Origin of the sequence: Nonomuraea sp. H19 (assembly GCF_052068215.1) — a bacterium.
Lineage (GTDB): Bacteria > Actinomycetota > Actinomycetes > Streptosporangiales > Streptosporangiaceae > Nonomuraea.
Genome location: NZ_JBQHCV010000025.1, coordinates 1 through 26,399 on the forward strand (window position 1 = coordinate 1; position 26,399 = coordinate 26,399).

Here is a 26,399-nt window from a genome sequence, read left to right on the forward strand (position 1 = left end):
AAGATGTGAGCACGCTTCTTGGTGGCGCGCCGGTTGGCGTAGGCGCCGGCCACCCGGGCGATGGCCCGCACGGCCGCTTGGGCGCCCAGCCCGGCCACCTGCGCGCGCACGTCGTAGTAGGTGAGCCGGTGCAGCTCCACCACGGTGAAGGTGCGCTGCTGCCAGGACAGGCGGGAGACGACGGTGGCCGCCTGATTGCACACCAGCACCGCCGCGCCCAGGGCGTCGGCCTGGGCGGAGGTGGGTGCGAGCCGGAGCTGCACCACCGAGGGCAGGCCTTGCCGCTTGGCGGCAGAGCGGCGGATCGCCATCGCGCACCTCCTGTCACAGCACCCTCAGCCACCGCACATATTACTTACTGTTACCGAGCTTTTCCATACTGTTTTCGAAAGGAGGGGTGGCGCTTCCTCTCGGTTTGCAGGACCGGGTCTCCGCGCCACAATTTCAGATGAGAGCCAAAGAGTGGACCGTGCGAATTCAGCTGACCGAGGACGGCGACGACACCTCGGCGCAGGCGGAACTGACCACCGATGCAGGCACTCAGGTGACGGGCACCGGCCGCGCCCGCCGCAACCCGTCGGACCCGTCGGTGCCGGTGATCGGGGACGAGCTCGCGACCTCGCGGGCGATGGCCGACCTGGCCGACAAGCTGGCGATGATGACCCAGCGCGACATCAAGGGGTCGGTGGAGTCGGCCACGGGAAGCCGCTCGTGGTGAATTCGGACGTTCCCACATATCACGAGTAATCCAATTACAAATTTCACTAAATACACGCTAATTCGCTACATTGACGTCCATGGCGGCGATCGGGGAGAAATTCGTTATCTCTGGTGAATTGCGGCTGTGGACTGCGCGTCGTCGGCGCGAGGGCCGTGGCTGGCGGTGCACCGCCCCGAGCGCGTGCTGACGCTGGCCGCGATCATGACGGGCCCGATGGGCGCCGCGGCCGCGTACCGTCTGGACCAGGTCGGCGCGGCACGCCATTCACGCCGTGGTCACCGACGTGATCAACCGAACACGACTCGGGTAACGTCGTCACTCTCCCGTTGCTTGATCAAGGAGAGACGCATGGTCCGCAAAGCCGTGATCCCGGTGGCCGGCCTAGGCACCCGCCTGCTGCCCCTGACGAAGGCGCTGCCCAAGGAGATGCTGCCGATCGGCGACAAGCCCGTCATCGAGCACACCATCCGCGAGCTCGTGGACTCCGGGATCGACGAGATCACCATCGTCACTTCGGCCCGCAAGGACCTCATCCAACGCCACTTCGCGCCGGACGCCGACCTGGAGCTGCAGCTGCGCGCCGCGGGCAAGGACGTCCTGGCCGACGCGATCGCGGAGCTGTCGTCGCTGGCCCACATCACGTACCTGTACCAGAACGGCCCGTACGGCAACGGCACCCCCGTGCTCAACGCCGCCCGGGTGATCGGCGACGAGCCGTTCATGGTGCTGTGGGCCGACGACGTGTTCGTGGCCGAGGTGCCGCGGGCCAAGCAGCTCAAGGCCGCGTACGAGGCCACCCACGCGCCCGTCCTGGCCCTGATGCCGATGGCGGTCGAGGACGCCTCCCGCTACGGCGTGCCCGTCGTCAAGGAGGACCACGGCGACGGCCGCCTGCTGATCTCCGGGCTGGTGGAGAAGCCGTCCCCCGAGCAGGCACCCTCCCGGTACGCCGCGATCGGCGGATACGTCGTCACCCCCGGCGTCATCCGGGAGCTGGAGGCCCAGACCCGCAGGTGGCACGAGAACCCCCAGGGCGAGATCTACCTCACCGACGCCCTGCACCGCCACGCCGCCGAGCACCCGGTGTACGGGCAGGTCATCGACGGCACCTGGTGGGACACCGGCTCGCCGCTCGACTACCTCAAGGCCCAGTTCGCCGCCGCCCTGGCCGACCCGGCATACGGCCCGGAGCTGCGCAGGCTCGCCCTCGAAGGCTGATGGCTTGGGTTTTTTCCTGCGGAGTGGTTGTCTGTCCGGAGAACCTATGAGGAGGGCACCGGTGAGCCGTCAAATCGTTTCCATCGTGGGTGGCAAGGAGGTCGCCACCGCAACCGCGTACGAGTCGACCAATCCCGCTCGCACCGGCGAGGTCGTGGCCCAGGTCGGCCTGGCCGACGCCGACGCGTTCGCCGCCGCCTGCCGCGCCGCCAAGGAGGCCCAGCGCGAGTGGGCCAAGGTGCCCGCCCCCGTGCGCGGGCGGGTGATCGCCTCCATCGGGCGGCTGGTCGAGGCCAACACCGAGCGGCTGGCCCGGCTGGTCACCGAGGAGATCGGCAAGCCGTACGCCGAGTCCCTGGGCGAGGTGCGGGAGATCGTGGACACCTGCGACTTCTTCCTCGGCGAGGGGCGCAGGCTCTACGGGCAGACGGTGCCGTCGGAGATGCCGGACAAGAACCTGTTCACCTTCCGCAACCCGATCGGCGTGGCCGCGGTCGTCACCGCGGGGAACTTCCCGGTCGCCGTGCCGTCGTGGTATCTGGTCCCGGCCCTGCTGTGCGGCAACGCCGTCGTCTGGAAGCCCGCCGAGTACGCCGCCGCCTCCGCGCACGCCATGTTCCAGCTGTTCGTGGCGGCGGGGCTGCCCGACGGCGTGCTCAACATCGTGTTCGCCGACGGCGCCGAGACCTTCCGCGGCCTGGACCTGGCCCTCGGCGAGGGAACCGTGCACAAGGTCGGGTTCACCGGTTCCAGCGAGGTCGGCCGGAAGATCGGCGAGCTGACCGGCCGGCACCTGCAGTCGGCCTGCCTGGAGCTGGGTGGCAAGAACCCGATGGTGATCATGCCCGACGCCGACCTGGACCTGGCCGTCGAGGGCGCGCTGTTCTCCGGCTTCGGCACCGCGGGCCAGCGCTGCACCAGCCTCGGCACGGTCATCGTGCACGAGAGCGTGCACGACGCGTTCGTCGAGCGGTTCGCGCGGGCGGTGCGGGACGCCAGGGTCGGGGACCCTGCTCAGGAGGTGCTGGCGGGCCCGCTGCTGGACCGGAAGTTCGCCGACCGCTACGAGGAGTACCTGACCTGGATCCAGCCCCACCACACGGTCGTTTCAGGAAATGTCGGGCGGATCACGAAGGACAACCCGCGCGGCGACTTCGACGGCGGCGAGGGCCTCTACTACCACCCGGTCGTCGTGGACGGCGTACGGCCCGGCGACCGGCTCTTCATGGAGGAGACGTTCGGCCCGATCGTGGGCGTGACCGCGTTCCGCACCCTCGACGAGGCCGTCGAGCTGGCGAACCTGCCCGGCTACGGCCTGTCGAGCTCGATCTACACCACGAACCCGAAGCACGCCTTCCGCTTCCGCGAGGGCATCTCGGCGGGCATGGTCAGCGTCAACAACTCCACCTCGGGGGCGGAGGCGCACCTGCCGTTCGGCGGCAACGGCAAGTCGGGCAACGGCAGCCGCCAGTCGGGCATGTGGGTGCTCGACCAGTTCACCCGCTGGCAGGCCATGAACTGGGATCACTCCGGCCGTCTGCAGAAGGCGCAGATGGACGTCGCGGAGATCGTACCTGACCTGGACTTCCGCCTTCCATGACGAAAGGGGGCCCCGCGGGGCCCCCTTTGTCACAGCGGTCAGACCTGGCCGGCCTTCTCCAGGGCCGAGCAGCAGGTGTTCACCAGCAGGCGGGTGACGACGTACGGGTCGACGTTGGCGTTCGGGCGACGGTCCTCGATGTAGCCCTTCTTCTCCAGCTCGACCTGCCACGGGATGCGCACGGAGGCGCCGCGGTCGGAGACGCCGTAGCTGTACTTGTTCCACGGGGCGGTCTCGTGCGCGCCGGTCAGGCGGCTCTCGACGCCGGCACCGTACTGGGTGATGTGCTCCATCGGCTTGTCGCCCTCACCGAGCGCCTCGCAGGCGGTGATGATGGCCTCGTAGCCCTCGCGCATGGCCTTGGTGGAGAAGTTGGTGTGCGCGCCGGCGCCGTTCCAGTCGCCGCGGGCGGGCTTGGCGTCGAGCGTGGCCTCCACGCCGAACTCCTCGGCCGTGCGGTAGAGCAGCCAGCGGGCCACCCACATGTGGTCGGAGACGTCGAGCGGACTCGCCGGGCCGACCTGGAACTCCCACTGGCCGGGCATGACCTCGGCGTTGATGCCGGAGATCGCCAGGCCGGCGGCGAGACAACGGTCGAGGTGCAGCTCGACGATCTCGCGGCCGAAGATGGCGTCGGCGCCGACACCGCAGTAGTACGGGCCCTGCGGGGCGGGGAAGCCGCCCTCGGGGAAGCCGAGCGGGCGGCTGCCCTTGAAGAAGGTGTACTCCTGCTCGATGCCGAACCAGGACTCCTGGTCGGCGTACTGCTCGGCGATCGGGCGCAGCAGGGCGCGGGTGTTGCTGACGTGCGGGTCGCCGTTGATCTCCTCGACCTCGCACAGCACCAGCACGTTGTCACCGCCGCGGATCGGGTCCGGGCAGGTGAAGACGGGGCGGAGCACGCGGTCCGACGAGTGGCCCTCGGCCTGGTTGGTGCTGGACCCGTCGAAGCCCCAGACCGGAGGCTCGGCTCCGTCGACAAGGATCTTGGTCTTCGAGCGCAGCAGAGCCGTGGGCTCGGTGCCGTCGATCCAGATGTACTCAGCCTTGTAGCTCACGGCGGTCCTTTCAGGGTTCTTCACAGCCACGCCGAGTCTTACGGACAGCCGTTTCCCAATTTTTGCCCACATGTGAACGCCGTGTTAATCAGCCGATCCTTTACCTGGGCGCGTCACCCTTCCCGCACCACAGGTCACCCCGGGCGGTTGGCGCGGCATTCGGCTCTCCTGCCACCGTACTTGCCGCGCGCTCGGCGCCGGCACGTGCCCGAGGGCGTTCCGGACGCCCCGGGCACGTGCTCCGCTCTCATGTACGGCCGTCGCGCCCGTTGCCGTCGTAGCCGAGCAGCCGCATGGCCGTGTCCGGGTCCATCGCCGCGGCCAGCAGCTGGGCCCGGGCGTGGGCCTCGTCGCGCTCGCGTTCGGCCTTGGCCTGCGCCGCGCGTACCCCCTTGACCGCGACCAGCGCGAGCCCGGCTCCCACGATCACCGCCGCGATCACCACGAACAGCAGGAGCATCAGCCCCGGCGAGGCTCCCATCGGCGTGGCCGCCGAGCCGGTGATGGTGGCGCCCGCCCCGGTCACCGCGAGCGCGGCGATGATGGACAGCACCACGAGTCCGAGCAGGCTGGCGATGACCAGCCACACCCGGCCCACTGTCCGGCGCCGCGCGGGCGGCGGCGGGGTGACGGCGGGCGTGGCGACCACGACGGGCACCTGCGCCGGCGCCGGTGCGGGGGGCGCCTGGGGCACCCACGGGACGAACTCCGGCCGATCGGACGGCTCGCCGTTCGAGTCCGGAACCACCGGCGGGGCGATCACGACCGGCGGTGGGCCGGCGGGGACCGCTTGGACGACCTCGACGCCGGGCCCGCTGAAGCCGGTCGGCTGCAGCTCGACGTCCGGCTCCGCCGGCCCGGGCAGGTCGCGCTCGATGCGGCTGTGCTCCTTGTGCGCCCTGGCCGCGTCGCGGTGGTAGTCCTCCAACTCCTGATAGAGCTCCTCGGAGGCGTAGATCGTGCCGTCGATGAGCGGCCCCGGCTCGCGCCGGATGACGGCCACCACGTCGTCGCCGTTGAGCGTCTTGTGCGTCTCCAGCGCGTGTGCCACGCACAAGACCTCCCTGCGGTGCCGCTGCAGCAGCTCCTCGGTCTGCTCCAGCAGCCGCACCAGGTTGAACTCGATCCGCTCCCCCAGCACGTCGGGGGTCAGATCGGGCTCGCGCCGGCTCGGCTCCCTCTCGGTGATGCCGATGGAGCCGCCGCCGCCGCTGCGGGGCTTGCGCACGGCCTTGCCGCCCAAGATCTCCAGCTCCTGGAGCGCGGGCAGCGAGGTGACGCCGGAGCCCATGCCCCAGTACGACTCCATCATCGCGGTCAGGTACGTCGCCGAGAAGAGGTCCCCGGAGACGCCGGAGGAGTTGTCCTCGCCGAAGAACATCCGCTCCCCGGCCAGCGATGCGAGCGACACCATGATGTCGGCCTCGTGCTCCGACTTCCACCTGGTGAACTGGTCCTCGGGCTTGATCGAGGCGACCATGCCCAGGTAGTCGGCGCCCTTCTCGATGGTGGCGATGTCGATCTCGAGGTGAAAGCGGGTCACGTACGCGACGACGGCGTGGCAGGCCTCGTGCACGGCCACGGCGTGCCGCTCGCGTTCGATGTACTCGACGTCCTCGGGTGGGCCGAGCTGCTTGAGCCGCTTGGCCCGCAGCACGTCCGACCAGGTGATGATCTCGCGACCGTCGCGGATGGCGGTGATCAGCGACTCGTTGACCAGGTCCTTGATGGTGGCGCCGGTGGCGTACGGGGTGATCGTGGCGAGCTTGTCGATCTGCTTCGCGGTGAGCTCGTGCAAGACCTTGTCGAAGTAGCCCTGGTAGGTGCGCACCCGTCCGGCTTTGGACGGGTAGCCGACCTTGTAGATGCGGTCGATGCGGCCGGGCCGCAGCAGCGCCTCGTCCAGCGCGTCCGGCCGGTTGGTGGCCATCATGACGAGGATGCGGTATTTGGGCGGCGGCTTGGGCCGCATGCCGAGCAGTCGCCGTACGAGCCGGTTGAAGAACCCGCGCGGCTTCTTCAGCCCGGACAGCTCGGTGAGCAGCGCCTGCAGCGTGCCGGGGTCGCCGCTGCCGTTCATGCCGCCGCCCATGAAGAAGCGGTTGCGCCGGCCCGGCTCCTCGCCGTCCTCGCGCCGGGCGCGGAGGGCCAGCACCTGGCGGGTCTCCTCGGACAGGTAGTTGAGGCCGTGGCAGCCGGCGAAGCCGGACAGCCCGGAGAAGCCGCCCTGCCCGGGCGGGCCCTGCTGGGCCAGCCGGCCGCGCTTGCCGAGCGAGTCGGCCTCGTCGAAGAAGACGATCACGCCGCCGTACCGGAGCGCGAGCTTGCGCAGCTTCCTGAACAGGGCTTTCACCTTGAGAATGCCGATGCCCATGAACATGTTCGTGAACGCGCCCGGATCCACGAACACGTACGGCTTGCCGGTCTCGCCGGCCACCGCCTCGGCCATGAGGGTCTTGCCGGTCCCCGGCGGACCCCACAGCAGCAGGCCGCTGGGGACGTACCCGCCGCGTCTTTCGATCTCGTCGGGCCGCTCCAGGAAGACGATGTTCTCCTGGACGCGCTCGACCACGTGGTCCTGCCCCCACACGTCGCGGAAGCGGGTCTTGATGTCGTCGGGGAAGTACGTCTCGACGCCGCCCCTGGACAGGAACCAGAACAGGCCCACGAACTGGATGATGATCACGAAGAACAGGAAGACGATCTGGAGCAGGAACGGCAGCGCCTGCCAGACCAGCGCGGGCGCCTGCAAAAGCGCCGTGAACGGGCTGACGTCCAGCACCGCCCCCAGCACCAGCGCGATCAGCGTGACGAAAAAGGCGATCTTGAGCGCCCGCGAGAGGCGGTACCTGGTCCAGTCGTCGAAGCGGCGGTGCGTCCAGCGTTCGAAGCCGCCGAAGACCCTCTGGCTCCAGAAGCGGTGGTAACCCGACCAGTGCTCGCTGACGAGGAAGTGCAGTTGCCGGACGATCTCAATGCCGAGCAACCAGAAGATCCACTGGTACGACCGCGCGATCGCCAGCGCGGCCTCGGGAAAGGTGATGATGCCCTCGAAGTCGGCCATCACCTTCCACGTGAGGATGAGGTAGGCCAGCACCAGGGCGATGAGGAATTTGCTCCGGTCCCAGAACTGCATCTTCTTCCGGGTCACGGATTCGGGGTCGGAGGGCCCGCTGCCCGGGGCACGCAGCCCCTCATGAACGGTGGTGGTCAATGGTGCTCCCTCATCCAGGCAGCCGGAGCAGCTTGAAGGAATTCGCGATCTTGTCGAACTCGGCGGCGCGTTTCCTGAAACAGATCGACTGGCAGCCGATGAGCAGAACGGAGACCGTGCCGCCCTTCTCGTCGAGGACGGCGGTGTGGTCGAAGGTCTGGACGTTGTTGCCGATCTGGTAGTTGAAGCGGACCCGGACACCCCTGGCGCCGTTGTCCAGCGTCAGGACCTCATCGCCGAGGAGCTCGAAGTTGGTGAACATCGGCGGCTGACCGGTCACCGTCGACTGTTGCAGGTAGAGCTGACGCACCTGCCCGGTCACCGGCAGGATGAAGTCGCGCAGCCTGTTGAGTGAGATCCCGTCCCGCTGCTCTTCGGTGAGCTGGTGCACGGTCGCGTAGACGAAGGGATCCTGGGAGCCGAGCAGGTGGTTCACCGACGGCTCCGCCGACTGGTCGAAGGCCGTCGACCAGACCCGCTCGGCCCGCAGCGTGGCCGCCTGCGAGTTGGGGTGGTCGCCGGTCAGGTACAGCTCGATGGGGGACGCGTTGAGCTGCGTGAACGAGGACGGCACCTTGAAATATGTGGTGCCCGCCTTGTCCCGTACGTAGGTGAACTCCGGCTGCCCGCACCCCGACAGCATGAAGATCGCGACCATGAGTGCGATCAAAGCCCGTGTCTTTTCCACCAGGGCTTACCTCCGCTTTACGGACCAACGGAGTTGTTGTGCCCGCTTTCAGACAGAATGAGCCCGATGTGCGATAGAAAATCTTGACCAAATCTTGGCCATAGATTGGCTTTACTTGTTACAGATCGAAAGCGGCCCGGAGTCCTCCTGTCCGGTACAACGTTCATGCAACCCCCATTGGCGCATCCCAGGAAGTAGCGAAGGATGTGAGGATCCCTGTGGAGGGCCGCGTTCAGCGGACCGCCCCAGAGGTCAGCGAAGCTTGACCCCTACCGACCCCGGGAGCGCACGATGAGAGAACCCTCAATCGAGACCGTCGACTCCTTCGGCATGGCGGCCGAGCGCCAGTTCGCCGACGTCTGGTCGAGGACGGTCCTGTCGGTCAAGGAACGCCGCCTGCTCCTGCTCGGGCTGCTCGTCGGCCAGGGCCTCGACGAGCAGACGGAAGTTCAGCTCGACGCCGCCCTGCGCGCGGGCGACCTCACCGAGACCGAACTGCGCGAGGTGGTCGTCTTCCTGGCGCATTACGCGGGCTGGGCCCGGGGAGCGAAGCTGAACGGCCAGGTGGAGGACCTGATCGACCGGGTCAGGCAGGCGCGGGCAGAGGGCTGAGCGCGTCAGGCCCGGCCGATCCGGTGGCGCGGGCCACGCGAGTCAGGCCGGTTCGATTTTGTAGAGCGGGCCGCGCAGGCTGAGCGCGTAGAGCTCGCCGTCGGGCCCCTCGCCGAACGACGAGAGCTGCTCGATCTCGCCTACCTCTTCGCCCTTCGCCGGCTCGTCGGCGGGCGCGGCCTTGACCCATCCGGCGCAGAAGTCGCCGTACAGGAACCGGCCCCGCAGCCAGGGAATCTTCTCCCCCCGGTAGACGAATCCGGCGATCACCGAGCAGTTGCCGCCCTCGTTGAGCCGATAGACGATCACCGGGTCGACCAGCTCGCTCCCCTTGCCGCCGCGGAAGGACTCCTCGCCTTCGCGGAGGTTCCACCCGTAGTTCTCGCCGCCCTTGGAGGCGGCGGGCTGGCGGTCGACCTCCTCCCACGCGTTCTGGCCGACGTCGCCGATCCACAGGTCGCCGGTCTCCCGGTCGAAGCTGAACCGCCAGGGGTTGCGCAGGCCGTACGCCCATATTTCGGGCTTTGCGCCCTGCTTGCCCACGAACGGATTGTCCTCGGGAACCTTGTACGGGCGGCCGCCGCGCGGGTCGATGCGCAGGATCTTGCCGAGCAGCGTCTTGAGGTTCTGGCCGTTGCCGTGCGGGTCTCCGGCGTTGCCGCCGTCGCCGAGTGCGATGTAGAGGTAGCCGTCGGGACCGAAGGCGAGCTGGCCGCCGTTGTGGTTGGCGTACGGCTGGTCCTGGGTGAGCACGTCGCGCCGGCCCGTCGCCTTGGAGCCGTCGTAGGCCCACTCGGTGACGTGGGTTCTGCCCTGGGCGTCGGTCCAGTCGAGGTAGACCCAGCGGCCTGACGGGTGGAAGGCCACACCCAGCAGGCCCTGCTCGTTGCCGTCGCTCACCTCGCCCGACAGGTCGATCACCGTGTCACCGCCGGAGGTGCGCAGCCGGCCCGTCTGTTCGGCGACGTAGAGGCGGTCGTCACCCTTGCGCACGGCGAACGCCACCGGCTGCTCCAGCCGGGCGATCTCCGTGAACCGCAGTTCGCCGCGCTCGGCCGGCGTTGGCGTGGCGGCGGTCGGCTCCGCCGGCGTCTCGGTGGGGACGGTCGTCCCAGGGGCCGGTGTGAGCGGCGCGGATGGGGGCGGAGGCTGGGCCGAGCAGGCTCCGAGGGCCACGAGGACGACGACGAGGACGGCCACGACGAGGCGCACGAGCTTCATCCTGTCATGAACGCTAGGGTTCAGGCATGCCAACCGCATTGATCACCGGCGCCACCGCAGGCATCGGCGCCGCCTTCGCCCGGCGCCTGGCCGCAGAGGCGTTCTCGCTCGTCCTGGTCTCCCGGGACGAGAGCCGGCTCAACGAGGCCGCCGACCAGCTCAAGCTGAGGTACGGCGTGCGCGTCGAGGTGCTGCCCGCCGATCTGACGACCGACGAGGGATTGGCCACGGTCGAGTCGAGGATTCGCGACGGCGTCGACCTGCTGGTGAACAACGCCGGATTCGGCCACCCCGGCGGCTTCCCCGACGTGCCCGTCGAGGACGAGGTCCGCATGCTCAAGCTGCACTGCGAGGCCGTGCTCAGGCTGACCTTGGCCGCGCTGCCCGGGATGATCGAACGCGACCGGGGCGCGGTGATCAACGTGGCGTCGGTGGCGGCGTTCTTCACCCGCGGCACCTACAGCGCGTCCAAGGCGTGGGTGGTCAACTTCAGCGAGTCGGCCGCGGCCGAGCTCGGGAACCCGCGCATCAAGATCATGGCGCTGTGCCCGGGGTTCGTACGGACCGAGTTCCACGAGCGAGCCTCGATGGACACCTCCGGCATTCCCGGCTTCCTGTGGCTGAAGGCCGACGACGTGGTCCGGGCCGCGATGCGGGACCTGGCGGTGGGCAAACGCGTGTCGGTGCCGGATCCGCGTTACAAGGCCATCGTGGCGATCGGCAAGCTGGTCCCGCGCGGTCTCCAGGCCCAGGTGTCCGCACGACTCGGCCGCTGACCTCCCACCCCGCACGGTGCGGCCCACCCAGGGGCCCCCGGCGCAGGCGCCGGGAGCACCCGAGGCGCTGCTCCGTGCCTGGCCGCCCCATCCAGGGGTGGCGACACCGGGCACCGGCCGGCAGGTGAAAGCGGGTCGCGACTCGGGCGCCGGCCGTACCGCGAAAAAACGGGCCCCCGCCGCGGGAGGGGGTCGCGGTGGGGGCCCAGACGGTCGTGAGCCAGGCTCACGACCGGGAACCAGGAGACAGCGGGAGACTCAGCGGTTGGCCTCGTGGCCGATGGCCAGGCCGGAGCTCGGGTCGAAGAAGTGCAGATTGTGCGTGTCGAGGACCAGGTCGATGTTCTGGCCGGGGCGGACGTGGCTGCGGGCGTTGACCCGGGCGGTCCACAGGGACTTGTCGCCCACGAGCGGCAGCGCCGCCTCCTCGTCGTCGCCCGTGTCGGCGGCGGCGACGGTGTCCTTGTGCTCGACCGGCGGGGCGTCGATCAGGAACAGCACGTTGATCTCGGAGCCCAGCTCCTCGGTGACCTCCGCCTTGACCGGCAGCGTGGCCCAGCCGTTGGCGTGGTTGCCCGCGGAGGTGGCGTCCTCGAAGTCGGACGGGCGGATGCCGAGGATGATCTTCTTGCCGATGTACTGGTCGAGACCCGGCTTGTCAGAGAAGGTCGACTCGGGAATCGGCAGCTTGACGTCGGCGAAGGTGACGGCGGCGCCGTTGTCGCGGACCAGCTCGGCGGTGACGAAGTTCATCGAGGGCGAGCCCATGAACCCGGCCACGAACAGGTTGACCGGCTTGTCGAACAGGTTCTGCGGGGTGTCGACCTGCTGGAGCAGGCCGTCGCGCAGGACGCAGACGCGGTCGCCGAGGGTCATGGCCTCGACCTGGTCGTGGGTGACGTAGACGGTGGTGACGCCGAGGCGCTCGTGCAGCGTGTTGAGCGAGGCGCGCATGGAGACGCGGAGCTTGGCGTCGAGGTTGGACAGCGGCTCGTCCATGAGGAAGGCCTGCGGCTCACGGACGATGGCGCGACCCATGGCGACACGCTGACGCTGACCACCGGACAGGGCGGCCGGCTTGCGCTTGAGGTAGGTCTCCAGGCCGAGCATCTTGGCGGCGTCGTTGACGCGCTTCTGGATCTCCGGCTTGGGCATCTTGCGGAGCTTGAGGCCGAACGCGAGGTTCTCCTCGACCGTCATGTGCGGGTACAGCGCGTAGTTCTGGAAGACCATCGCGATGTCGCGGTCCTTGGGCGGCAGGTGGTTGACGACCTTGTCGCCGATGGCGATCTCGCCGCCGCTGATGTCCTCCAGGCCCGCGATCATCCGGAGCGCGGTCGACTTTCCGCAACCGGAGGGGCCGACCAGCACCATGAACTCGCCATCCTTGATCTCAAGGTTGAGCCCGTTCACGGCCTTTACGCCACCGGCGTAGATCTTGTCGACGTTGGTCAGAACGATGGATGCCATGACATTCCTTCGCGCTCCAGGGCTGTGGGCCCGGACGTAGTTACCGTGTTCCCACTCACGTGGATACGTTTTCAAGCATCTCACCGGAAACGGACATCGGTGTCAAGGGTTGCCGTGTGACCAGCCTTTGTCGAAGTGGCAGTCTTCCCGCGCGGCGGAAACCATGATGGAATCGTTTCCATGGAGAGGCGGGCGACGATCAAGGATGTGGCCGAGGCGGCGGGCGTGGGCGTCGCGACCGTCTCCAGGGTGCTGTCGGGCGGCTCGGCCAGTCCGCAGACCAGGGAACGCGTTCTGGCCGTCGCCGCGCAGCTCGACTACCGCCCCAGCGCGCTGGGGCGCAACCTGCGCCAGCGCCGCACCGGCGGCATGGGCCTGCTCGTCCCCGACCTGACCGACACCTTCTACGGCCAGCTCGCCGAGGGGGTGCTGGCCTGCGCCCGCTCGGCCGGCGAGCCGGTCGTGCTCGGCTCCACGGGAGGCGATCCCGAGCAAGAGTCCGAGCTGATCGGCATGCTGCTGGAGCAGAGCGTGGACCGCCTGATCGCGGTGCCGTCCGGCGACGCCGACACATGGGTCCCGGCGATCCGCGCGGGCATGACGGTGGTCTTCGCCGACCGCCTCCCCGCCAAGGCGGCCCAGGAGGACACCGGAGCCGTCGCCGTCAACGACCTCATGCTCCTGGACGGCCTCCCCCCCGCCCCGGTCGCCGGCCACCACGCCCGGCCGCTGGACGTGCCCGCCGTGGTGGCCGACGATCGGGGCGGCATCCGTACGGCCGTCCGCTACCTGCGGGGCCTGGGCCACAGGCGCATCGCGTTCCTCGGCGGCCCGGGGCAGGACCTGCGGGTGGCGGCCTTCAGGGAGGCGGTGGGGGCGCCGGTGGACGAGGAGCTGGTGGTGTTCGGCACCGGCAGCCGCGACTCGGCCTACGCCGCCGCCTCAGGGCTGTTCCAGAGCCGCCCGGACCTGTCGGCCGTGGTGGCCGGGGGGAACGTACTGGGCGAGGCGGCCGTGCTGGCGGCCAGGGAGCTGGACCTCCGGGTGCCGCGGGACGTGTCTCTGGTGATGTACGACGACGTGCCCTGGGCCGAGCTGTGCTCGCCTCCCTTGACGGTGATCGCCCAGCCCGGGAGGGACATGGGATACCGGGCGGCGGAGCTGGTGCTGCGGGCCGGGGGCAGGAAACCGCGGAGCGTGGTGCTGCCGACCGAGCTCATCATCCGAGGCAGCTGCGGCCCGCGCCGCTGACCTCCGCACCCACCCCGCGCCAGAAGATCGGACGTATCAGCGGCCGCCCGGACCGGTGTAGCGGCGGGGCAGGATCATGACGGGGTTGTCGTCGAGGATCACGTCGGGCGGCCCGAACCGGGCGGCGACCTCCCTGATCTCCGGCTCGTCGAGCATCAGCAGGCGACCCCGCTCGGCGAACAGCTCCCCGTCCACCAGCACGGTCGGCCGATCCACCTGGATGTCGCAGTGCGCGAACCCGGGACCTGTCGTGACCGGCTCGCCGTCGGTCAACCCGTCGATGCCGCAGTAGAAGGCCCCGGCGTGCTTCTCGCGCTCGAACTGCGTCCCGCCGGCCACCCGTACCTTCGGGTTGAGCCCGAACAGGCCGTGCCGCATGAAGTAGCCGCCGGGCGCGTACCGGCGCAGTTGCCCGGCCGCGGTCCCGCCCTCGATCTTGCGGACCAGGTTGCCTTCGAGAGTGATGCGCAGGGGCTCCTCGGGCACGCCGGTGACGGTGCAGTCCTCGACGACGAGCACGCCCTCGGTGTCGGCCGGCCAGAAGTTGACGCCCCCGTACGGGAAGGGCCGCCAGTCGCCGGGCCGCAGCGCGCCCGGGTCCAGGTCGAAGGTCGGCCCGGAGAAGGTCACGTCGGTCCCCCGTCCGGACGTCACCCGGATCGTCCGGGCCGCCGAGAGCTGCCGCAGCGCCCGGCCCAAGAGCGCGTAGAAGACCTCGGCCGGCAGCCGGCCGCCGGTCAGCAGCGCCCCGGCCGTGGCGGTCATGTGCAGGGACAGGAAGCGGCAGGAGCGGGACCTGATCTGGTCGAAGAAGAGCGGCGCGGTGTGCACCTCGCCCCACCAGGTGCCGCTGATCACGACGTCGGCGGCGTGGAAGGCGGCCGTCTCGATGTCGAGCGACGCCTCCGTGTCCCATCCGCCGGGGCTGAACGGCGGCACCGACAGGATGCGCACGTCTGCGTCCCGGTACGCGGCCGCCGCGGCGATCGCCTGGACGACGACGGGGTCCACGGTGTGCTCCATGAGCAGCAGCACCCGCTCCCCCGCCGTCAGCCGCACGTACTCGCACAGGTTGCGCGCGGCGGGCATCAACTCCACGATCGAGTACGGTGCCGCCGCCGGCTCGGCGACGTAACTGAAAGGCGATCCTGCGTACGAATTGATCGTCATCGCGAAACTCCCTGGGCCCGACGTGCGACGGCCGGTGGTCAACCGGCCGCGGCGCCTGGATCGATACCCAGTCCGGCGATCGCGTACCGTGTTCGCCCGATCACTGTGAGGTGATGGGGACCGCGGCCACCTCCGTGAGCCGACGATGCGGCTGACGGGCGTTCAGGTCGCCGCGTGGCGGGTCAAAGAAGTTTTTCGATTGCCGACGTGATCGAGGGGTCTTCTGGCGTGGTGCCGGGACGGAACCGGGCCACGACATTGCCCGCCCCGTCCACCAGGAACTTCTCGAAGTTCCATTGGATGTCGCCGGCCTCGCCGTCCGCGTCCGGGGTCTCGGTCAGCCCGGCGTACAGCGGGTGCCGGGCCGCCCCGTTGACGTCGGCTTTCTCCAGGAGCGGGAAGTCCACGCCGTACGTCGCCGAGCAGAACTCCTGGATCTCCTCCGCCGAACCCGGCTCCTGACCGGCGAACTGGTTGCAGGGCACGCCGATCACCGTGAAACCGCGCGGGCCGTACTGCTCCTGCAGCTTGACGAGGCCGCCGTACTGCGGCGTCAGGCCGCAGCGGGAGGCGACGTTCACGATCAGGGCGGCCTTGCCGGCCGTCAGCTCGCTCAGGGTGGTGGGGGCGTCCGCGAGGGTGCGGAGCGGGATGTCGCTGAGGCTCATGGTTCGACCTTACAGAACCGCGCCAGGAGCTCCAGGAGCAAAAAATGTGACGTAGTCATCATTTTGCCGACAAAACCGCTGAACAGCTAAATATTGTGATCTTTACTAACGATCTACCTTTTCATGGTCAATTCGCCACGAAAGGTGCTAATCGGGCAGGGTGGCGCGGTCCTTGTACCCCTTCGAGAGGGAATCCGCATGCCCATGCTCCGCCGTACCGGCGTCCTGGTCCTGACCGCCACGCTCGTGGTGGCAGGCGGCGCCTCGGCCGCACAGGCGCATAGCTCCCAGTCGAGCAGCAGTGCCAGGAACAAGTCGATCGCCAAGCCCATGGTGTCGGCGCGCGGCTGGAACAAAGCCCAGTTCAGGTGTCTGGAGAGGCTCTGGGCTCGAGAGAGCGGATGGAACCACCGCGCCGCCAACGGCTCCTCGGGCGCCTACGGCATCCCGCAGGCACTCCCCGGCCGCAAGATGGCCTCATCGGGACGCGACTGGCGATCGAACCCGCGTACCCAGATCAAGTGGGGCCTCAGCTACATCAAGCAGCGGTACGGCTCCCCGTGTCGCGCCTGGGGGCACTTCCAATCCCACGGTTGGTACTGAGCCAAACCCCAGGTTTGCCCGCATTTCCCGGAAAGGGCCGGTCATCTGCCCGGCGGGCCGGGCAATCCTGACCCAGCGAGCGGGCCTTTTCTCCGCAACGATCACACAAACACCTGTCCTTCGCGTGTCGAGATGTATGACCCGCGGTGACAGCGCGTAATAGGAATCGTGCTAAAGGACACGTCGCGGAGCCCTCCGGGTGACCGCCCGACATGGGGCGGCGGATCCCGGAGGGCCGGGCGGACCTCCACGTCCGAGCCACGGACGCGGACGGCAAGGGCGCGATCGAAGCGCGCCCTGTCCGCGCGCGACCCGAGAGCAAGGATCGTTTTGGACAGCAAACGCACGCTCAGCGGCACGCTCATCTCTATGACCGCGTTCACCGCGTTCACCGCATTCACCGCATTCAGCGCCACGACGGCCTGGGCGGAGGCGGCGCCTCCTCTCAAGATCCGGACGTGGACCACGTCAGCGCAACCGAAGATCACGGCCATTCGGCCGGAGAACAGGAACAAGAAGATCGCTCTGGACCACGTCGTCCAGCGGTCGTGGAACTACCGGGAATTCCGCTGCCTGGACAACCTGTGGACCAGGGAAAGCGGCTGGAACCATCGCGCGCTCAACCATTCGTCCGGCGCGTACGGCATCCCGCAGGCCCTTCCCGCCGGGAAGATGAGCGGCGCGGGCCGCGACTGGAAGTCCAACCCTGAGACGCAGATCCGGTGGGGCCTGGCCTACATCAAGGGGAGGTACGGCAGACCGTGCGGCGCCTGGGGGCACTTCAGATCGCACAACTGGTACTGACGACCGGGAGGGCACCCGTCACCGGGTGCCCTCCCTGCGCCCGGCGTGCGCCACGATCGCCTGAATGAACAGTTCGAGCCCGAACTCGAACTCGGCCTCGTGGTCGCACTGGTCGAGCAGCGGTGCCAGCGCGCTGACCTCGGGGAACAGCGCCGGGTCGACGCCGTCCGCAGTGATCGTCCTGGAGTGGACCGGCGCGAACGCCGGCGTCACGCCGACCTCCCTGAGCAGCGAGCCCACGATGTAGGCGATGAACATCCGCAGCATCCTGACCGCGTCCGCGCCGTCGAACCCGGCGCTGCGCAGCGTGGCCAGCGCCCGCTCGACGGGCAGCAGCCCGGCGGCGGTGTGGAGCTGGCGGCTGACCACGAGCATGGTGGAGCGCGGGTAGTGGTGGGCGATCTGCCGGAACGCCCGCGCCTGCACGCGCACCCGGTCGGTCCAGTGCGCGTCGGGGTCGTCGGTGAACTCGATCTCGCTGAGCACCGTCTCGGCCACACCGTTGAGCAGCGCGTCCTTGCTGGGCACGTGGTTGTAGAGGGACATCACGCCGACGCCGAGCTCGGCCGCGATGCGCCGCATGGAGACCGCGTCCGCGCCTTCGCGCTCGATGAGATCGATGGCCGCGGCGACGATGCGGCCGCGCGACAGGGGCTCGGTGGGCATGGCTCATTCTATTGACCACCGTACGACGTACGTGCCAGTCTCGAAGCGTGGACGTACGGTGTACGTAGCCCCCGGAGGTCCCATGTCGACGCATGATCTCTACACCATCCCCGCCGAGCTCTCCACCTGGAACGTCGAGATGTCCGGCGCCAGCCGGTTCACCTGGGAGTACGACGACGGCAGAGACCGGATGCTGGCCCTGTACCAGAAGGGCAAGGACAAACAGTGGGACTCGGCCAAGCGCATCGACTGGGACCTCGAGGTCGATCCGTACAACGTGCTCGGGATTCCCGACCAGACGATCGCCATCTACGGCACCCCGTTATGGGAGCGGATGAGCGAGCAGACCCGCCAGGAGGTACGCCGCCACGGCGCGGCCTGGCAGTTCTCCCAGTTCCTGCACGGCGAGCAGGGCGCCATGATCTGCTCGGCCAAGATCGTGGAGTCGGTGCCCGACCTCGACTCGAAGTTCTACGCGGCCACGCAGACGATGGACGAGGCCCGCCACGCCGAGACGTACGCCCGGTTCCTGCAGGAGAAGGTGGGCCTGGCGTACCCGATCAACGAGCACCTCAAGGCCCTGCTGGACAGCACGCTGAGCGACTCGCGCTGGGACATGCCGTACCTGGGCATGCAGGTGCTCATCGAAGGGCTGGCGCTGGCGGCGTTCGGGGTGATGCGCGACATCACGACCAAGCCGCTGCCCAAGCAGATCCTCGCGTACGTCATGCAGGACGAGGCCAGGCACGTCGCGTTCGGCCGGATGGCGCTGCGCGACTACTACCGCGACCTGTCGGAGACGGAGCTGCGCGAGCGCGAGGACTTCGTCATCGAGGGCTGCTACCTGATGCGCGACCGGCTGCGCGGCCGGGAGACCTGGGAGAACCTGGGCCTGTCGAAATCCGAGGTCGAGGAGGCCATGCAGGCCACCGACCAGTCCGAATACCTGAGGCTGTTCCGGTCGCTGCTGTTCAGCAGGATCGTGCCGTGCGTCAAGGACATCGGGCTGTGGAGCCCGCGGCTGCAGCAGGCGTACGCGGAGATGGGCGTGCTGGAGATGGCCGGCCAGTCGCTGGACGCGCTGATGAACCAGGACGAGGAGATCGCCGACAAGCTCGACGCCGAACGCTTCGCCCAGGAGGAGGCCGATCGGCACGCCGAGGTGGCCGAGACGATCGCGCTCGGCGAGGGCTGACTCCGGCTTCCCCTAACCGTGGAAGCGGCGGTGCAGCTCGCGCACCTGCTCGGCCAGCTCCGGCGCCGGTCCCTCCACCACCACTCCGGGCGCGACGTCGTTGACCGGCAGCGTGCGCACCGGCGGCGCGGGCACGCCGAGCTCGTCCAGCCAGACGGCGAGCTGCGCCGACGACGCCGCGTACACGATCCGCCCCAGCCCCACCCAGGCGTGCGCGGCGGCGCACATCGGGCAGTGCTCGCCCGAGGTGTAGACGGTGGCGGCGGCCCGCTCGTCCGGCGTCAGGTGCGCCGCCGCCCACCGGGCGAGTGCGAACTCCGGATGCTGGGTCCGGTCCCCCGACGCAACGTGGTTGTGATCCTCGGCCAGGACGGTGCCGTCGCCGGAGACGAGGACGGAGCCGAAGGGCTCGTCGCCCACTTCCAGGGCCCGGGTGGCGAGCTCGACGCAGCGCCGCAAGTGCGACATGTCGGATTCGTTGATCATCGGTGTCACATCCTAGACCAGCGGCGCCGCGCCAAGGCAGGCGGCGGCCGTGTCGTTGAGCGCGCTGGTCAGGCCCTCCCTGCCGGGCGGCACGCAGGACAACGGTCCGCCAAAAGCGCATGATCCTTCACGTTTCCCCATGTCACGTACGGGAAACGCACCTCGCGGCCACAGAAAACGGGTTGATCGAACGTACTAGCCTAGAAGGGATGCCTCCCGATACGAACAAACCTCGCCGTCCCCTGCTGTCCTCCAACTCCCTGTGGCGGATGAAGTCCTACCTCCGCCCGTACGTCACCAGATTGGTCTTCATCTGGCTGGCGGCGCTCGCCGGCATCGCGGCCGGCATCGCGCTCCCCCTGATCAGCAAAGAGGTCATCGACGGCCCCGTGACCAACGGAGACTCCGGCGCGCTGCTCCCCCTCGGGCTGCTCGCGATCGGCGTCGGCGTCGTCGAGGCCCTGCTGATCCTCCTCAGGCGGTGGGCCCAGGTCAAGCCGGTGCTCGGCCTGGAGACCGCGATCCGCGACGACCTCTACCAGCACCTGCAGCGCCTGCCCATGGGCTTCCACGGCGACTGGCAGTCGGGCCAGCTGTTATCCCGGGCCACGACCGACCTGTCCACGATCCGCCGCTTCCTCGGCTTCGGCATGCTCTTCCTGGTCATGAACATCCTGCAGCTGATCACGGTGACCGTGCTGCTGCTGAACATGTACTGGCCGCTGGGGCTGCTGGTGCTGGCCTCGGCCGTGCCGATCGTGTGGCTGTCGCTGCGGTTCGAGAAGCGCTACATCAAGATCTCCCGCCAGGTGCAGGACGAGCAGGGCGACCTCGCCACGCTCGTCGAGGAGTCGGCGATCGGCATCCGCACGATCAAGGCGTTCGGCCGCCGCCACCACGTCTACGACCGCTACGACGACGCCGCGCTCAAGGTGTACGGCACGTCGATGGACAAGGCCCGCCTGTCGGCGAAGTTCTTCTCCTTCCTCGAAGTCATCCCCAACGTCACGCTGGCCCTGGTGCTGCTGCTCGGCGCGCTGGCCGTCGGCACGGGCGCGCTGACGCTCGGCGCGCTGGTCGCGTTCACCACGCTGATGCTCCAGCTCGTCTGGCCGATCGCGAGCCTGGGCTACATCCTGGCCATGGCCCAGGAGGCCATGACCTCCGCCGACCGCGTCATGGAGGTCATGGACACGGTCCCGGCCATCGCGGGCGGCACCCGTACCATCGACCGGCCGCGCGGCCACCTGCGCTTCGAAGGGGTCGGGTTCCGCTTCTCCGACTCCGAGCAGCCGGTGCTGCGCGACGTCTGGCTGGAGGTGCGGCCCGGCGAGACGGTGGCCGTCGTGGGTGCGACCGGGTCGGGCAAGACCACGCTCACCGCTCTGGTACCCCGGCTGCTCGACCCCACCGAGGGCCGCGTCACGATCGACGGGCACGACGTGCGCGATCTGCAGCTGACCACCCTGCGCTCGGTGGTGGCCACGGCGTTCGAGGAGCCGACGCTGTTCTCGATGAGCGTGCGGGAGAACCTCATGCTCGGCCGGCTCGACGCCACCGAGGAGGAGCTGGCCGACGCCATCCAGACCGCGCAGGCCATGTTCGTGTACGACCTGCCGTGGGGCCTCGACACCCGCATCGGCGAGCAGGGCCTGTCCCTGTCCGGCGGCCAGCGGCAGCGGCTCGCCCTGGCGCGGGCGGTGCTGAGCAGGCCGCGGATCCTGGTGCTCGACGACACCCTGTCCGCGCTGGACGTGGAGACCGAGGCGCTGGTGGAGGAGGCGCTGCGGCACGTGCTGCGCGAGGCGACCGGCATCGTGGTCGCCCACCGCGCCTCCACCGTGCTGCTGGCCGACAAGGTCGCGCTGCTGCGCGGCGGCACGATCACGCACGTCGGGCAGCACAACCAGCTGCTGGCCGAGGTGCCCGAATACCGGGAGCTGCTGGCCCAGGACGCCGACCTCGACGACGCGTCAGAAGGGGCGCTGCGATGACCACGACGACCACGGAGTCCACGACCTCCTGGCGCGGGGTCGCCTCAGAGAATCAGGACGAAGTGCCGGAGAAGGTCTCCGTCCTGCTGCGGGAGCGCTCCCGGCGGCTGCTCGGCGACCTGCTCAGGCCGCACCGGAAGAAGATCGCGCTGCTCATCGCGATCATCGTGGTCTCGAACGCGGCCGGGCTCTCGATCCCCTACCTGGTCTCGGTCGGCATCGACGACGGCATCCCGCCCATCACGCGCGGGACAGGGCCCGCCGTCCTGCTGACCGTGGTGGGGGTGATCCTGGCCGCGGCGATCACGCAGGCGCTGACGCGCAAGGCGTTCCTGACGCTGTCGGGCCGGATCGGCCAGAGCACCCTGCTGGAGCTGCGCAGGAGGGTGTTCGACCACTTCCAGCGGCTGTCGCTGAGCTTCCACGAGAAGTACACCTCCGGGCGTGTCATCTCCCGGCTGACCTCGGACATCGAGGCCATCGCCGAGCTGCTGCAGTCGGGCTTCGACGCGCTGGTCAAGGCCGTGCTGACGATGGTCGGCACGGCGGTGCTGCTGCTGGTGCTGGACGTGCACCTGGGCCTGATGGCGCTGATCCCGCTGCCGCTGCTGCTGCTGTTCACCCGGTGGTTCCGGCGGCAGTCGGCGATCGTCTACCGGCGTACGCGGGAGACGGTGGCGCTGGTCATCGTCCACTTCGTGGAGTCGATGACAGGCATCCGCGCGGTGCAGGCCTTCCGCAGGGAGCCGCGCAACCAGGAGATCTTCGAGCAGCTCAACGACGACTACCGGGGCGCGAACGCGCGCAGCATGCAGCTCGGCGCGACGTTCATGACCGTCATCAAGCTGATCGGCAACATGACGATCGGCGGGGTGCTGCTCTACGGCGGCTGGCTGGCGCTGCACGATGAGGTCAAGGTCGGCGTGCTGGCCGCGTTCCTGCTCTACCTGCGGCAGTTCTACGAGCCGATGCAGGAGGTCAGCCAGTTCTACAACACGCTGCAGTCGGCGGGCGCGGCGCTGGAGAAGCTGTCGGGCGTGCTGGAGGAGGAGCCGGCGGTGCCCGAGCCGCGCGAGCCCGCCGCGCTCCCGCACGGCAAGGCACGCGGCAAGGTGCGCTTCGAGGGCGTCAGGTTCGCCTACGTCGAGGAGATGCCGATCCTGCCCGGACTCGATCTGACGATCCCGGCCGGGCAGAGCGTGGCGCTGGTCGGGGCGACGGGCGCGGGCAAGACGACGCTGGCCAAGCTGATCTCCCGCTTCTACGACCCCACGGCCGGGCGGGTGCTGCTCGACGGCGTCGACCTGCGCACGCTGGACGAGCCGACGCTGCGCCAGGCCGTGGTCATGGTGACGCAGGAGAACTTCCTGTTCAGCGGCACGGTCGCGGACAACATCAGATTCGGCCGCCCGGAGGCGACCGACCGGCAGGTGCGCGAGGCGGCCAAGGCGATCGGCGCGCACGAGTTCATCGCCGGCCTGCCCGACGGGTACGACACCGAGGTCGGCAAGCGCGGCGGCCGCATGTCCGCCGGGCAGCGCCAGCTCGTCGCGTTCGCCAGGGCGTTCCTCGCCGATCCGGCCGTGCTCATCCTGGACGAAGCCACCTCGAGCCTCGACGTGCCGAGTGAGCGGCTGGTGCAGCGGGCGCTGCGGACCATCCTCGCCGACCGCACGGCATTGATCATCGCGCACCGGCTTTCGACGGTGGAGATCGCCGACCGCGTGCTGGTCATGGAGCGGGGCGAGATCGTCGAGGACGGGCCGCCCGACCGGCTCATCGCCGCCTCGGGCCGCTTCGCCGGCCTGCACCAGGCCTGGCTGGACAGCTTGAGTTAGCGGCGCGCCGCGCGCGTACGGCCCCTGCCGGGTCGGCACGGCCGGCGGCGATCAGAACGGGCCGGGCAGACGCGTCCGCTCAGCGACGCGACTGCCCGGCCCGGCCGGCGGCACGACGGGTGCGGTGCCGGATCAGAACGTCAGTAGAGTGGCCGAGGCACCGGGCTGAACAGCGGCGTCGCGTCCGGCACCGCGGGCTCCGCCGACGGGATCAGCTCTGGATGCCGCTGCAGATAACCGTCAGGGAACGTGGTGGCGTCCTGCCGGCCGCACTGCGGGCAGACGGCGCCCGTTGACGGCGGCGGCACCGGCAGCCCACTGCGCAGCCAGACCTCGCCCTCGTTGCCGTGACGGTCGTCGGCGTGCCTGATCCGGTATTCCTCTTCCCACACGTGCCAGCAGCTACGGCATTCGAAAGGCACGATCCTGAGTTCCTCTTCCAATGAAGCCACCCCCTTGCTTTCGAGTGTCCGCCTGCTTCTCGGACTCTCGCAACCTGACTCACCGGACGGTGAGCACAAAGGAGAAGGCGCCCGCAACCACGCTGAGCGTGCCGAGCCAGGCGAAAACCGCATCGAGCCCCGCATCCAGGGGCTTTCCGCCGTGCAGCGCCGCCTGCACCCGCCGGAACCGGGCTCTGGTCCTGATGAGCAGCACGCCGCCGCACAGCGCGGCCAGCGCGAACCCGGCCACCGCGACCGCCGGCAGGCCATGCCTGGCCGACAGCCCGGCCGCGCCGAGCCCGCCCGTGGACAACGCCACGGCCGTACGCACCCACGCGAGCCTGGTTCGCTCACTTTGCAGTCCACGGTCCCAGACCTCCTCTTCGCCGGCCATCCTCACCCCCTCATGGTGAGAGGACGATGAGAACGAGGGCGATCACGGCCACAGCCGCCACGCCGTAGCCGAAGACGGCCGCGAGCGCGGGCGGCGGGAGCGGCGCCTGATTCCGCAGCGCCCGCTGGATGTTGCGCCAGCGCGGGTACGCCATGCCCGCGGCCAGGGCGGAGAGCGAGACGAGGATGACGGCCAGCCCGGTGCGGATCCACGGCACGAACACGTCGGCCGGCACCGCCGCCATGGCCACCCCACCCGCGCTGAGCGCCAGCGCCGTGCTCAGCCAGGTGAGGAAGGTGCGTTCGTTGGCCAAGGTGAAACGCGGGTCGGGTTCCATGGAAAAAACGGTAATTCGTCTATATTTCCCCTAGAGATGGCGGGATTGCCGATGCAACCACCGGCCCTGCCGGTCACGTCCGCTCTCCCGCCTGGGGACGCGACGGCGATCGCGGGAAACGCCTCCAGGCTCACGCGACTCGACCCACACCTGGCTCGTCCCAGTCGTGACCGAGCGGTGTGGCTCTGCTTGGTCAACCGGCCACAGGCCGCACGCAACCGGCCCGCGGCTCGGTCGAAGTCCGCCACCCTCCTCGAACGCGCGTCGCTACCATCCCGCGCGGGGCAAGGAGGATCAGCCGGTGCAGGCCTTCGTCACCTTCTCGACGTAGGCGGCCGAGTCCGTGGCGACCTTCTGTGCCGCGTCGAGGGCCTCGTTGGCGTTGGTGACGCTGATGCCGCTCAGGGTCTTCGCCAGATCGTCGGAGGCTTCCTTGATCGTGGTGTTGGCGGCCTTGTCGGCCACGTCATTGAGCTTGGCCGCGGCATCGTCCAGGGCCTTGTCCATGGCCTGGGGGTCGCCGGTCAGCTTGGTGACCTGCGTCCCCAGCTCGGTGACGATCTTCGGTGCCTCCAAGCACGCCTGGGCCTTGTCGATGGTGCTGTTGACCTCGCCACACCCGGCGGCGAAGACGGCGAGGGCGAAGATGGCAAGGGGCACGAACCGGCTCTTGTGGAGTCGCATACTTCGACCCTACCCAAGCGTCCGTGACTTCGAAGTTTTCGCCACTGCAAAGACCGCTGTCCGCCCATGGCGCCGCACGGCGCATAACCCCCTGAACAGGAACACTGGCGCGAAGGCGATCAAGAGCCCATGACTTCTGTCCGCATGGCTCTGACCAGCCTTCATATATGAATGGATATCGCCGGCTTCCCGATATCGCTATTAGACATGTCCTGATCGCATCTGCTTTGCTCCTGCCCTCCGACGAACTCTGACGGACTCTGACGGACGACAGCAAGGACTTTGACATGCGATGCTTCCGCGCCGGCCACCTGGCCACCGCGACCGCTTTGACGATCTCCCTCCTGGCGGGCGGCGGCCTCAGCGCCGGCCCGGCCGCGACCGCGGTGCAGGTGATTTCCGGGGAAGCCCAGGCGAAGAAGGAGCTGCGGACGCTGGAGGCGTCCTTCAAGGGACGCATCGGCGCGTACGCGATCGACACCGCCACCGGCAAGACGATCGCGTACCGGTCGGGTGAGCGGTTCCCGCTGCTGTCCACGTTCAAGGCGATGGCCTGCGCGGCCGTGCTGCACAGGGCCCGCACCTCCGAGCCCGGCCTGATGAGCAAGGTCGTCAAGTGGACGGCCGCCGACCTCAAGCCGAACTCGCCGACCACCGAGAAGCACGTGAAGGACGGCCTGACCGTCGCCCAGCTCTGCGAGGCGACCATCACCCTGAGCGACAACACCGCGGGCAACATGATCCTCAAGCAGATCGGCGGCCCTGCCGGTCTGACCAAATACTTCCGTACGCTGAAGGACCCGATCTCCCGGCTGGACCGCTGGGAGACCGAGCTGAACAACTGGACGCCCAAGGAGAAGCGAGACACGACCACCCCGGCGTCCATCGCCCGCGACCTGCGCGCGGTCACGGCCGGGAACGCGCTCGACGCCAAGGACCGGGAACAGCTCAACGCCTGGCTGATCGCGACCAAGACCGGCGACGCCCGTATCCGGGCCGGCCTGCCCAAGACCTGGACGATCGGCGACAAGACCGGCACCAACTCCGACGGATTCGGCGGCGGGAACGACATCGCCGTCATCTGGCCCGAGAAGGGCGCCGCTCCCATCATCATGGCGATCTACACCAACCGCACCCCCGGCCTCGCCGCCGACGACAAGACCATCGCGAGCACCGCCACGATCCTGGCCCGCGGACTCGGCAAGCTCTGACGGCACGCCGGGGGACGAAGATCGTACGTCTCGCCGCCGAGCAGAGGTAGGCATCATCCAGGTGGCGCAGCAGGAGG

At 69.0% G+C, this 26,399-nt stretch carries 25 protein-coding genes and 1 pseudogene; 12 read left to right on the top strand and 14 right to left on the bottom strand.

The window, feature by feature from the left end:
- Nucleotides 1-311, bottom strand: a pseudogene (locus tag ACTMTI_RS41575) (hypothetical protein); the annotation flags it as partial.
- Between the two features lie 158 nt (nt 312-469).
- Here ACTMTI_RS41575 and ACTMTI_RS41580 point away from each other — a divergent pair.
- The 3 genes from ACTMTI_RS41580 (at nt 470) to ACTMTI_RS41590 (ending at nt 3,539) form a co-directional block, all read left to right on the top strand.
- Nucleotides 470-718, top strand: coding sequence for a DUF1876 domain-containing protein (locus ACTMTI_RS41580; protein WP_441126299.1), 249 nt, complete (start codon nt 470-472; stop codon nt 716-718).
- Nucleotides 719-1,069: 351 nt separating this feature from the next.
- Entirely contained in the window at nt 1,070-1,939 is an 870-nt protein-coding gene (locus tag ACTMTI_RS41585; protein ID WP_441126300.1) for a UTP--glucose-1-phosphate uridylyltransferase, read from the top strand.
- 61 nt (nt 1,940-2,000) lie between these two features.
- The gene (locus ACTMTI_RS41590; RefSeq protein ID WP_441126301.1) at nt 2,001-3,539 is read left to right on the top strand and encodes an aldehyde dehydrogenase family protein; all 1,539 of its coding nucleotides are present in this window, start codon (nt 2,001-2,003) and stop codon (nt 3,537-3,539) included.
- A gap of 38 nt (nt 3,540-3,577) precedes the next feature.
- Here the strand turns inward: ACTMTI_RS41590 and glnII are convergent, their stop codons facing one another.
- The 3 genes from glnII to ACTMTI_RS41605 form a co-directional block, all read right to left on the bottom strand.
- Nucleotides 3,578-4,597 carry a glutamine synthetase gene (glnII, locus tag ACTMTI_RS41595; RefSeq protein ID WP_441126302.1) on the bottom strand — a complete coding sequence of 340 codons (1,020 nt, stop codon included), beginning with the start codon at nt 4,595-4,597 and terminating at the stop codon, nt 3,578-3,580.
- Nucleotides 4,598-4,844: 247 nt separating this feature from the next.
- Nucleotides 4,845-7,811, bottom strand: a complete 2,967-nt coding sequence (locus tag ACTMTI_RS41600; RefSeq protein ID WP_441126303.1) for an AAA family ATPase — start codon at nt 7,809-7,811, stop codon at nt 4,845-4,847.
- Between the two features lie 10 nt (nt 7,812-7,821).
- Entirely contained in the window at nt 7,822-8,499 is a 678-nt protein-coding gene (locus tag ACTMTI_RS41605; RefSeq protein ID WP_441126304.1) for an LptM family lipoprotein, read from the bottom strand.
- A gap of 291 nt (nt 8,500-8,790) precedes the next feature.
- Here ACTMTI_RS41605 and ACTMTI_RS41610 point away from each other — a divergent pair, with 291 nt between their 5' ends.
- On the top strand, nt 8,791-9,111 hold the full coding sequence (locus ACTMTI_RS41610) for a carboxymuconolactone decarboxylase family protein (RefSeq protein WP_441126305.1): 321 nt from the start codon (nt 8,791-8,793) through the stop codon (nt 9,109-9,111).
- 42 nt (nt 9,112-9,153) lie between these two features.
- On the opposite strand, the gene ACTMTI_RS41615 is transcribed toward ACTMTI_RS41610, so the two are convergent.
- A complete protein-coding gene (locus ACTMTI_RS41615) occupies nt 9,154-10,332 on the bottom strand; it encodes a PQQ-dependent sugar dehydrogenase (protein WP_441126306.1) in 1,179 nt (392 codons plus the stop codon).
- A gap of 26 nt (nt 10,333-10,358) precedes the next feature.
- Between ACTMTI_RS41615 and ACTMTI_RS41620 the strand changes: the two genes are divergently transcribed.
- Nucleotides 10,359-11,108, top strand: coding sequence for an SDR family NAD(P)-dependent oxidoreductase (locus ACTMTI_RS41620; protein ID WP_441126307.1), 750 nt, complete (start codon nt 10,359-10,361; stop codon nt 11,106-11,108).
- A gap of 258 nt (nt 11,109-11,366) precedes the next feature.
- Here the strand turns inward: ACTMTI_RS41620 and ACTMTI_RS41625 are convergent, their stop codons facing one another.
- Nucleotides 11,367-12,578: an ABC transporter ATP-binding protein gene (locus tag ACTMTI_RS41625; protein ID WP_441126308.1), complete on the bottom strand. Its 1,212-nt coding sequence runs from the start codon at nt 12,576-12,578 to the stop codon at nt 11,367-11,369.
- 180 nt (nt 12,579-12,758) lie between these two features.
- Between ACTMTI_RS41625 and ACTMTI_RS41630 the strand changes: the two genes are divergently transcribed.
- Nucleotides 12,759-13,829: a LacI family DNA-binding transcriptional regulator gene (locus ACTMTI_RS41630; protein WP_441126309.1), complete on the top strand. Its 1,071-nt coding sequence runs from the start codon at nt 12,759-12,761 to the stop codon at nt 13,827-13,829.
- A 36-nt stretch (nt 13,830-13,865) separates the two neighbouring features.
- Here ACTMTI_RS41630 and ACTMTI_RS41635 read toward each other — a convergent pair whose 3' ends face one another.
- Nucleotides 13,866-14,999, bottom strand: coding sequence for a hypothetical protein (locus ACTMTI_RS41635; RefSeq protein WP_441126310.1), 1,134 nt, complete (start codon nt 14,997-14,999; stop codon nt 13,866-13,868).
- Nucleotides 15,000-15,181: 182 nt separating this feature from the next.
- Nucleotides 15,182-15,667, bottom strand: a complete 486-nt coding sequence (locus ACTMTI_RS41640) for a glutathione peroxidase (protein ID WP_441126311.1) — start codon at nt 15,665-15,667, stop codon at nt 15,182-15,184.
- 198 nt (nt 15,668-15,865) lie between these two features.
- Between ACTMTI_RS41640 and ACTMTI_RS41645 the strand changes: the two genes are divergently transcribed.
- On the top strand, nt 15,866-16,270 hold the full coding sequence (locus tag ACTMTI_RS41645) for a transglycosylase SLT domain-containing protein (protein WP_441126312.1): 405 nt from the start codon (nt 15,866-15,868) through the stop codon (nt 16,268-16,270).
- A 369-nt stretch (nt 16,271-16,639) separates the two neighbouring features.
- On the top strand, nt 16,640-17,074 hold the full coding sequence (locus ACTMTI_RS41650; protein WP_441126313.1) for a lytic transglycosylase domain-containing protein: 435 nt from the start codon (nt 16,640-16,642) through the stop codon (nt 17,072-17,074).
- Between the two features lie 18 nt (nt 17,075-17,092).
- On the opposite strand, the gene ACTMTI_RS41655 is transcribed toward ACTMTI_RS41650, so the two are convergent.
- Nucleotides 17,093-17,740 carry a TetR/AcrR family transcriptional regulator gene (locus ACTMTI_RS41655; RefSeq protein ID WP_441126314.1) on the bottom strand — a complete coding sequence of 216 codons (648 nt, stop codon included), beginning with the start codon at nt 17,738-17,740 and terminating at the stop codon, nt 17,093-17,095.
- 82 nt (nt 17,741-17,822) lie between these two features.
- Between ACTMTI_RS41655 and ACTMTI_RS41660 the strand changes: the two genes are divergently transcribed.
- A complete protein-coding gene (locus ACTMTI_RS41660) occupies nt 17,823-18,935 on the top strand; it encodes a ferritin-like domain-containing protein (protein WP_441126315.1) in 1,113 nt (370 codons plus the stop codon).
- A 12-nt stretch (nt 18,936-18,947) separates the two neighbouring features.
- Here ACTMTI_RS41660 and ACTMTI_RS41665 read toward each other — a convergent pair whose 3' ends face one another.
- Nucleotides 18,948-19,421, bottom strand: coding sequence for a nucleoside deaminase (locus ACTMTI_RS41665; protein WP_441126316.1), 474 nt, complete (start codon nt 19,419-19,421; stop codon nt 18,948-18,950).
- Nucleotides 19,422-19,630: 209 nt separating this feature from the next.
- Here ACTMTI_RS41665 and ACTMTI_RS41670 point away from each other — a divergent pair, with 209 nt between their 5' ends.
- Together ACTMTI_RS41670 and ACTMTI_RS41675 are read left to right on the top strand one after the other, a co-directional pair.
- Complete coding sequence (locus ACTMTI_RS41670; RefSeq protein WP_441126317.1) at nt 19,631-21,415, top strand: ABC transporter ATP-binding protein; 1,785 nt, start codon at nt 19,631-19,633, stop codon at nt 21,413-21,415.
- The gene (locus tag ACTMTI_RS41675) at nt 21,412-23,253 is read left to right on the top strand and encodes an ABC transporter ATP-binding protein (RefSeq protein WP_441126318.1); all 1,842 of its coding nucleotides are present in this window, start codon (nt 21,412-21,414) and stop codon (nt 23,251-23,253) included. The genes ACTMTI_RS41670 and ACTMTI_RS41675 overlap by 4 nt, the downstream gene beginning before the upstream one ends.
- A 140-nt stretch (nt 23,254-23,393) precedes the next feature.
- Here the strand turns inward: ACTMTI_RS41675 and ACTMTI_RS41680 are convergent, their stop codons facing one another.
- The 4 genes from ACTMTI_RS41680 to ACTMTI_RS41695 form a co-directional block, all read right to left on the bottom strand.
- Nucleotides 23,394-23,675, bottom strand: a complete 282-nt coding sequence (locus ACTMTI_RS41680; protein ID WP_441126319.1) for a hypothetical protein — start codon at nt 23,673-23,675, stop codon at nt 23,394-23,396.
- Between the two features lie 79 nt (nt 23,676-23,754).
- Nucleotides 23,755-24,090 carry a DUF202 domain-containing protein gene (locus ACTMTI_RS41685; protein WP_441126320.1) on the bottom strand — a complete coding sequence of 112 codons (336 nt, stop codon included), beginning with the start codon at nt 24,088-24,090 and terminating at the stop codon, nt 23,755-23,757.
- Between the two features lie 10 nt (nt 24,091-24,100).
- Nucleotides 24,101-24,427 carry a YidH family protein gene (locus tag ACTMTI_RS41690; protein WP_441126321.1) on the bottom strand — a complete coding sequence of 109 codons (327 nt, stop codon included), beginning with the start codon at nt 24,425-24,427 and terminating at the stop codon, nt 24,101-24,103.
- Between the two features lie 294 nt (nt 24,428-24,721).
- Nucleotides 24,722-25,111: a hypothetical protein gene (locus tag ACTMTI_RS41695; protein ID WP_441126322.1), complete on the bottom strand. Its 390-nt coding sequence runs from the start codon at nt 25,109-25,111 to the stop codon at nt 24,722-24,724.
- 287 nt (nt 25,112-25,398) lie between these two features.
- Here ACTMTI_RS41695 and bla point away from each other — a divergent pair, with 287 nt between their 5' ends.
- Nucleotides 25,399-26,322 (top strand): class A beta-lactamase, encoded by a 924-nt coding sequence (gene bla, locus ACTMTI_RS41700; RefSeq protein ID WP_441126323.1) that lies wholly within the window; start codon nt 25,399-25,401, stop codon nt 26,320-26,322.
- Nucleotides 26,323-26,399: the final 77 nt, after the last annotated feature.